The sequence below is a fragment of the Solitalea longa genome, assembly GCF_002920915.1.
Taxonomy (GTDB): Bacteria; Bacteroidota; Bacteroidia; order Sphingobacteriales; family Sphingobacteriaceae; genus Solitalea; species Solitalea longa.
On the sequence record NZ_PQVF01000005.1, the window covers coordinates 360694 to 368424 of the forward strand.

A 7731-nucleotide genomic window follows, 5' to 3' on the forward strand; every position below is an offset into this window, starting at 1 on the left:
CAACCAATTTTGTTTAAATAGAAAGGTTGTAAAGTGATAGTTGAAAAACTATTAACTTTGCAACCTTTATTTTTAACTTTGACACATGAGATTTCACCGTGAAGGCTATGCCAGCCTTGCTATTGTAATAGTATTTAGTGCCGTAATTATTGGGTTGGCCCGTTATTTTTTTCCGGAAACCGGTTGGGCTCATTATATAGCTTATGCGTTGTCGGCTGTGTTATTAATAACAATTCTACAGTTTTTTAGAGAACCATCAATTACAATTAATAAGAACGAGAACTTCGTGCTTTCTCCAGCCGATGGGAAAGTGGTAGTGATTGAGGAAGTTGAGGAAAACGAATATTTTAATGATCGCCGTATCCAGGTATCAGTGTTTATGTCGCCGGTAAACGTTCACGTAAACCGTAACCCTGTAGGCGGGCTTGTAAAATATGCCAAATATCATCCGGGTTTGTACCTGGTTGCATGGCATCCAAAATCATCAACCGAAAACGAAAGAACTACAATTGTTATTGAACAAAAACCTAAAGTGGAGGTATTGTTCCGCCAGATCGCAGGTGCATTGGCAAGACGTATCGTATTCTATGTTAAAGCAGGTGATAAAGTTGGGCAAGGCGAAGAAATGGGCTTCATTAAATTTGGTTCACGTGTAGATGTGTTTCTGCCAATCGGAACTAAAATTAATGTGGAACTGAATCAGGTTGTAAAAGGCGGAAGAACTGTTTTAGCAGAATTCAATGCTTAATCCACAACTAAGAATTAGAACAAATCAAGTAGAATAGAAAAGGCCCCATTTGGGGCCTTTTTAGTTTAATCCGTTAGGTTAATGCCTCCAAGGCTTTCATGCAATACTTTTCTCGTTGGAAAAGCGATTTCCGCATTATTGGAGCTAATAATTTCCAATATCTTATAAACAATTGACTCTTTAAGTTTTGTATGATCGTTAGCTCCAATCATTTCTACAAAATAACTTGCCGTAACAATTAACGCTGACTCACCAAAGCCCTCAAAAGCAACCGTTATATCAGCATCAATATGTTTAGTGTTTCTTAGATGAGCCTCAATTTCTGCTGTTATTTTCTTCAACTGGTCTGGGGTTGTCGTGTAGTCCAATGCTAAAGTAAGCTTAACTTTCCTAAGCGACTTTTCAGTGAGGTTATCCATTGGGTTATCAACGATCCTTTTATTAGGCATCGACACCAGGCTCTTTTCGGTGGTCCTGATGCGAGTACTCCTGAATCCCACTTTTTCAACAACACCTTCTACCCCACCAACAACAACATGGTCGCCAACAATAAAGGGCTTGTCAATAAAAATGGTAAAGGCGCCAAAAAGGTTTTCCACTGTTTCTTTTCCGGCCAAGGCCAAGGCCAAACCGCCAATTCCCAACCCACTTACAATTAGCCCAACGTTGAGGTTAAATACTACGCTCATGATAATGAAAAAGCCTAATGAGCCAACAATGATCTTCACCAACTCACGGGTAAAAGGAACCAATTGCAGGCCGGCTTTATAATCATTCTCAGTGGCCTTTTTAAGCAATACAAAGGCAATAAAGTCAATGATCCGTAGTAAGATCCAAAAGAAGGTTCCTAGTGCCAGGAACTCAAAAAGTCTATCCACCAGATCGGCATAGGTTCTTACCTGTATTTCACCTGATGCCTGGACAGATTGCTCTGTTTTTTTCTCCGCAGGAGTGGTTTTTACGGCTACATCAATGGGTTTGACAGGTTCCTTTACAGTTTGTTCTACAACAACCGTCCTGTTAAAGATGGGCTTATTTAAAGGGTGGTCGAGCTGGTTGACAGAAAAGTAGATTGCCACAAACAAAATCAGCAATTCAATTGGACGCACCAGTAGTTCAACGAATTTAACAGCGGTGTCGCCGCCTGCAAAACGTTCGAAAAGCCTGAAAATTAAACGGCTTAAGAATTTCGAAATAATGCGTTTAAATAATAGCCCAAAAAATAAAATGCCCGCGCACCATATATAATTGTTGAGGCTGTTACCCCAATAGACACGCTCTAAAAATTGTACTAAAACCATATTATAAAAATACTGATGAAATAAAAGAAAGCGGAATGCTTTTATGAATTGAACGCATTAATGCGCCATAAGGTATTTTTTGATTGATATAAAAACGAAAAACCCTCTTAGGCTACTAAGAGGGTTTTGAAATATGTTGTTAAAACAATTATGATCTTTTTTCTTTGATACGGGCTTTTTTACCGGTTAAACCACGTAAGTAGAATAACTTCGCACGACGAACGGCACCACGGCTATTCACTTCGATTTTCTCAATGTTAGGTGAGTTGATTGGGAAAATACGCTCTACACCAATTGAGTTAGAAACTTTACGTACAGTGAAGGTCTCAGTAGCACCTTGACTGTTACGTTGAATAACAACACCTTGGTATAACTGAATACGCTCTTTGTTACCCTCTCTGATCTTATAGTGAACAGTAACTGTATCACCTGCTTTAAACGAAGGGATTTCTTTCTTCGCTATACTTTGCTCTTCAACAAATTTTACTAAATCCATCTTATTAAGGTCTTTAAACGAATTTTAATCGTCTAAAATTCGGACTGCAAGTATAGATAATTTATTTTAATTTTAAAAGTGAATTTTCAAAAAGAAACTTATCCACATTAAAGTTTGGATCAGGAGCGCTTAAGATTGCTGTAAATTAGTTACTTAAATCCTGTATTTCGGAACAAACGGCTGTGTTGATAATGTTAGTTACTTTAGATTTCTTCCTAATGTGTAAATCTCTTTCAGCCATTTATTGCGTTGATCGGCGCTGGAGTCTTTAATGACGGCAAGATAAGTTGTTTTAACCGGGGATATTCCGCAAAAATTCAGCGTATTGTTTTTGATCATTTTCACCCCGGCATTTCCATAGAGCAGTTTGTAATACCAAGCCGGAGTATCCATGGTGGTAATAATTCTAGCCGATTTTTGAGTAAGTAGTTTATCCCACCATACACTGTTCGGGCGGTATTTAAACGCAAAGCCTGGTAAAAACACCCGATCCAAAAAACCTTTCAATAAAGCAGGAGGTCCTCCCCACCAGGTGGGGTAAACAAAAACCAGGTGATCGGCTTCTTTTATTAATTTTTGAGCTTGTTGTAAAAACGGTTCCAGTTCAGTTCTTTTTCTATAACCATACTTTAGTACCGGAGAAAACTCTTCTGCTATTAAATTCAGCGTATTAACTGTTGCTCCGGTTAAAGATGCGCCGGCTTCGTATTGCTCAGCAATTGAATGGCAAAAACTTTCCTTATCAGGATGCCCGTTGATAATTAGTATTGTTTTCATGCTTGATGTAACAAGGTTTTAATAAGTCGAAGCTAAAAGCTTTGACTTATCTTTCTCTTATCACAGGTTAAGAAATGCCGGTTTCGTCAGCGTTTTTCGAATACGACTTAAGCTTTCGGGCGTAATGCCCAGAAATGAAGCAATGTATTTTTGCGGAACTCGTTGAATGAGTTCAGGAGCATGTTTCAACAGATTTAAATAGCGCTGAGCAGCCTCGTCGCACCTAAGTGATCGCTCCCTTTCTTCTCTTGCCAGAAACAATTCTTCCATTGTAAGTCGTCCCAAGCGTTCGGCGTTTTTAGATATATCATATAGATGTTGCAGATCGTCTTTTCGGATATAAATCAACTGAACGTCTTCTAATGCTTGAATACTATAAGCAGAGACTTCATCGGATAGAAGGGATGCACAGGCGGTTATAAAGTCGTTTTCAAAGGTAAATAATACATCAACCTCATTTCCGGCCTCTTCATAAAACATTCGGGTAGCACCTGAAATAACCCACCTCATGTATTTCTCCCTTTCGCCGGCCCTCAGCAGGTATTCTTTTTTGTTAAAAGACTTTATAGTACAAACCGATGAAATGAATGTCTTTTCTTCGGCAGTAAAGGAAATACCATACCTGCTTGTTATGCTATTAAAAAGGGCTTCCATTTGTTTAATCTTCCAGTAAATCGGGGCGGCGCTTTTGAGTCCTTTCCACAGATTGTTCGTAACGCCATTTCTCTATTTCGGGGGTATTGCCACTTAACAGGATATCCGGCACCTTCCAACCCCTGAATTCGGCGGGGCGGGTATATACAGGGGCATCCAGTAAATCTCCCTGAAATGAATCCGAAAGTGCAGAAGTTTCGTCAGATAATACACCTGGAATTAGTCGTATGACTGCATCAACTAAAATGGCTGCAGGTAATTCCCCTCCTGAAAGCACGTAATCACCAATGGAAATTTCTCGGGTTACAAAATTCTCCCTTATACGGTTATCAATTCCTTTATAATGACCACAAAGAATGATCAGATTTTTTTGAGTAGAAAGTTGATTGCAGATGCCTTGGTTCAGCACCTCGCCATCGGGCGTCATGAAAATGATCTCATCATAATCTCTTTCGGCTTTGAGCTTTTCAATGCATAAAACAAAGGGTTCAATCATCATAACCATGCCTGATCCGCCTCCATAGGGGTAATCGTCTACGGTTTTGTGCTTGTTGCCTGAATAATCTCTGAGGTTGTGAACAACAATTTCAGCCAAACCTTTGCTTTGAGCGCGTTTTAAAATAGAATGAGCAAAAGGACTGTCGAGTAATTGTGGTAATACGGTGATAATATCGATACGCATGGCGCAAAGATAGTTCTCAATTTGAAGATTAGTGAATTTGAGGATTTGAAAATGCTCGTTCCCTTAAAAACAAGAAGAGCCTTCCTGCTGGAAAGCTCTTCTTGTTTTTATAATTATCAAATTCTCGAATCATGAAATTTGCACATTGTTTAGTGCATTTCCGGGATCTCATCTCCGTCTTTTTCAGCTTTCTCTACCCGCTTTTTATGTTTCTTTTTATCAGAAGCATTTTTAATGAACGGTATTTCCTTTAATAATTCACTCGGGCTGATAACAATGCCAACCGGGGGAGGCATCTTAATTTCATCCGAGGTAGGAAGGCTTTTTGGATCTATCTTATACGCGTAAGCATTTTCAGGAATTTCAACCTGTAGGAAAGCCCTCTTAAAATTCTCTTTCGTTAATCCATAAACCGTTACCCCTTTAAGAGTATATATCTGTGGACGCATGCGAATATTTAAGAACAAACGATTGTTTGGAACTTCGTCTTGTAAATAAAACTCAAAGTTTCCATATCCTAAGGCTGAAAATATTAGCGTATCAGTTTTATAAATAGGAATGGAGAAAAAACCGTTTACATCACTAACCGTTCCGCGACGAGAGTTTTTAACCCGAATATTTACAAAGGGTATTCGTTCATTAATGGTATCAGAAGAAAAGATGATGCCCGAAAACTGAATTACCTGTTGTGGCTTTGGCAGCTCTTGCGCATAAAGCGAATTGCCACTTAAAACGGCAAAAGCAAGAAAAAAAAGGATCTTCAGTTGTTTTGTCATACTTAAATTTATCGTTTCTAAATGATTTTTAAAACTAGTTGCCCAGATAAATATCCAACAAGCCATCGGGCATAGATACCATTATTTTTTTATTGTTAATATCTATACCGGTAATGATATCTTCGTTTAAAGGCAAAAGTACCTCGGTATCATTAACTAAAATTGAAGCAACAAATTGTTTAGGGTACTCAAAAACTTCAGAGATCTCGCCTAAATCACCTTCTTTCTCGTCACTTACAAAGAAGCCCTTTAGATCTTTATAGGTTAATTCTCCGGTTTTGCGTTTTGGTCTCAGCTTTTTAGGGACCAGCACTTTCTTGCCAACCAGCTTTGCAGCATCCTCAATGGTGTTAACATCTTCGAGCTGAAAGTAAGCAACACTCTTTTGAAACCGCATGCCTTCAATAAAATAAGGTATGGCTTTGCCATTTACTTCCAGAAATAGAGAACCTTTACTGAAATAGTTTTCCAGTATTTCTTCTTCTAAATAAACTTGTATTTCGCCTTTCAGTCCCTGGGTTTTCGAAACATACCCAATGGAAAATAGATCTTCTGTTTTCATTTTTATCCAAAATGGTTAAATAGAAACGGTTATAAATAAAAATAGCGAGACATGAGCCTCGCTATCTTTATAAATAAGATTGAAGTTATGCTTATTCAGCAGCAGCTTCGTTGTTTTCTTCAGTTGCAGGAGTTTCAACCTCTTCGGCAGCAGCTTCTTCAGCAGGAGCCTCAGCAACAGGAGCATTTTTAGCAGCGATAGCAGCAGCTCTTTCTTCTTTAATTTTAACCTCTTCAGCTAAACGAGCGTTTGCTTTATCAGCAGCTGTGTTAGCTAAACCAGTTTTCTTAGCGTTGATTTTGGTTTCTTTAGCTTCTAACCAAGCAGTAAATTTAGTTTCTGCTTGCTCTAAAGTTAAAGCACCTTTTGCAACACCGCCTAATAAGTGGTGTTTGTACAATACACCTTTGTATGAAAGGATGCCACGTACAGTGTCAGTAGGCTGAGCACCGTTTTGTAACCATTTAACTCCTTTTTCTACATTTAGGTCAATAGTGGCCGGGTTGGTGTTTGGGTTATAAGAACCAATTCTTTCAATAAATTTACCATCCCTCGGAGCACGTGAATCCGCCACCACAATGTGATAAAAAGCATTACCTTTTTTACCATGTCTTTGCAATCTGATTTTTGCAGGCATTTCGTTAAGTTTTAAAAGTTTTAAAAATCCCTTTATCTCCGCTAAAGGGAGCGCAAAGCTAAGAAAATCACATGAATTACGCAAACACGAATTACACTAATTAGAATAATAGTACGAAAGCAGATAACCCGATAACACAAATCGAAGAATTTTCGAAGCTTATCGGAAAGTTTTTGAGTAATTAGTGCTTTGTCTAAATTCGTATGATACGAGCAATTCGTTAAATTCGTGCAATTTGTGAATATATGTTAAAACTAGCCATAGATATGGATGAAGTAATGGCCGATACCTGGGCCAAATTCATTCAGCGATTTAAAGAACGGGAAGGGTTTGAAATTACTTCCGAAATGTTAACCGGAAAAGAGTTGTCTCAAGCGGTGCCCGCCGAATTAAAGCCTAGAGTACATGAATGGATCAATGAGAAGGGTTTTTTCAGAGACCTGCCGGTGATGAAAGATGCCCAGCGCGTGGTGAAAGAGTTAAACCAGAAATATGAAGTGTTTGTGGCCAGTGCGGCTTCTGAATTCAGAAACTCCTATGAGGATAAATATGACTGGCTTGAAGAGTTCTTCCCATTTATTGACTGGCGACACATTGTTTTTTGTGGGGATAAATCGATTATCGGCGCTGATATTATGATCGATGACCGGATCAGAAATTTCTCTCAATTTAAAGGCCGCCCTATTTTGTACAGCTCTCCTCATAATCATTTTATTAAGGATTACGAGCGGGTGAATACATGGGAAGAGGTTGCCGGGCTGCTATTGTAATTTATGATTTAGCGAGCCGACTGTTCGAAGGTTTTAAGTAGAGGGGATAACTACGCGGAAAATCGTGCTTTTTAACTTCTTGCATAAACACACTATTGACTCGGCGCATACTAGACGTATACTAGACGCATACTAGACGCATACTAGACGCATACTAGACGTATACTAGACGCATACTAGACGTATACTCGATGCATACTCGGCGTGACCCGTCCTGAAATAACTATACAGATTAGTGAATAAATCCTGGATTAACTATACACTGGATGTTGTTAATCCTAATTAACCTATACAGGCAGTTTTTCGAAGTTACTATTTTTAGTGTTAG

The 7731-nt window shown here is 38.7% G+C and carries 10 protein-coding genes; 2 read left to right on the plus strand and 8 right to left on the minus strand.

What is annotated here, in order from left to right:
• Positions 1-85: 85 nt before the first annotated feature.
• Positions 86-748 (plus strand): phosphatidylserine decarboxylase family protein, encoded by a 663-nt coding sequence (locus tag C3K47_RS09045; protein ID WP_103788799.1) that lies wholly within the window; start codon positions 86-88, stop codon positions 746-748.
• A 65-nt stretch (positions 749-813) separates the two neighbouring features.
• Here C3K47_RS09045 and C3K47_RS09050 read toward each other — a convergent pair whose 3' ends face one another.
• The 8 genes from C3K47_RS09050 to C3K47_RS09085 all read right to left on the minus strand — a co-directional run bounded on the left by C3K47_RS09050 (position 814) and on the right by C3K47_RS09085 (position 6633).
• On the minus strand, positions 814-2049 hold the full coding sequence (locus C3K47_RS09050; protein ID WP_103788800.1) for a mechanosensitive ion channel family protein: 1236 nt from the start codon (positions 2047-2049) through the stop codon (positions 814-816).
• Positions 2050-2197: 148 nt separating this feature from the next.
• Positions 2198-2545, minus strand: coding sequence for a 50S ribosomal protein L19 (rplS, locus tag C3K47_RS09055; protein WP_103788801.1), 348 nt, complete (start codon positions 2543-2545; stop codon positions 2198-2200).
• Between the two features lie 198 nt (positions 2546-2743).
• Positions 2744-3322, minus strand: a complete 579-nt coding sequence (locus tag C3K47_RS09060; protein ID WP_103788802.1) for an NAD(P)H-dependent oxidoreductase — start codon at positions 3320-3322, stop codon at positions 2744-2746.
• Positions 3323-3382: 60 nt separating this feature from the next.
• A complete protein-coding gene (locus C3K47_RS09065) occupies positions 3383-3976 on the minus strand; it encodes a Crp/Fnr family transcriptional regulator (protein ID WP_103788803.1) in 594 nt (197 codons plus the stop codon).
• Positions 3977-3980: 4 nt separating this feature from the next.
• The gene (gene trmD, locus C3K47_RS09070; protein WP_103788804.1) at positions 3981-4658 is read right to left on the minus strand and encodes a tRNA (guanosine(37)-N1)-methyltransferase TrmD; all 678 of its coding nucleotides are present in this window, start codon (positions 4656-4658) and stop codon (positions 3981-3983) included.
• Positions 4659-4807: 149 nt separating this feature from the next.
• Entirely contained in the window at positions 4808-5434 is a 627-nt protein-coding gene (locus C3K47_RS09075) for a carboxypeptidase-like regulatory domain-containing protein (protein ID WP_165784660.1), read from the minus strand.
• Between the two features lie 34 nt (positions 5435-5468).
• On the minus strand, positions 5469-5996 hold the full coding sequence (rimM, locus tag C3K47_RS09080) for a ribosome maturation factor RimM (RefSeq protein WP_103788806.1): 528 nt from the start codon (positions 5994-5996) through the stop codon (positions 5469-5471).
• Positions 5997-6087: 91 nt separating this feature from the next.
• A complete protein-coding gene (locus tag C3K47_RS09085) occupies positions 6088-6633 on the minus strand; it encodes a 30S ribosomal protein S16 (protein WP_103788807.1) in 546 nt (181 codons plus the stop codon).
• Between the two features lie 245 nt (positions 6634-6878).
• Here C3K47_RS09085 and C3K47_RS09090 point away from each other — a divergent pair, with 245 nt between their 5' ends.
• Positions 6879-7403, plus strand: a complete 525-nt coding sequence (locus C3K47_RS09090) for a 5' nucleotidase, NT5C type (protein WP_103788808.1) — start codon at positions 6879-6881, stop codon at positions 7401-7403.
• Positions 7404-7731: the final 328 nt, after the last annotated feature.